The sequence below is a fragment of the Ralstonia sp. ASV6 genome, from assembly GCF_016429285.1.
Lineage (GTDB): Bacteria > Pseudomonadota > Gammaproteobacteria > Burkholderiales > Burkholderiaceae > Ralstonia > Ralstonia flaminis.
Genome location: NZ_JAELUI010000621.1, coordinates 1 through 302, shown reverse-complemented (window position 1 = coordinate 302; position 302 = coordinate 1). Strand labels below are relative to the sequence as shown.

1 pseudogene is annotated in these 302 nt (G+C 75.5%); it reads right to left on the bottom strand.

The features are described from left to right. Nucleotides 1-175: 175 nt before the first annotated feature. Nucleotides 176-302: pseudogene (locus JHD73_RS28685) on the bottom strand (AMP-binding protein); the annotation flags it as partial.

The following is a 302-nucleotide window of genomic DNA, read 5'->3' as shown; positions in this document are numbered from 1 at the left end:
CCCCCCCCCCCCCCCCCCCCCCCCCCCCCCCCCCCCCCCCCCCCCCCCCCCCCCCCCCCCCCCCCCCCCCCCCCCCCCCCCCCCCCCCCCCCCCCCCCCCCCCTTTTCAAGCAGCAGACGGCATACGAGATCAGGCGCCATGTCTCGTGGGCTCGGAGATGTGTATAAGAGACAGGTGCTGCACACCCTTCGGCTTGCCGGTCGAGCCCGAGGTGTAGAGGATGAAGAGCGGATGCTCGGCGCCCACCGGGGTGACTTCGCAGGTGTCCGGCTGGCCGGCTTCGACCTCGTCCATCGCACGG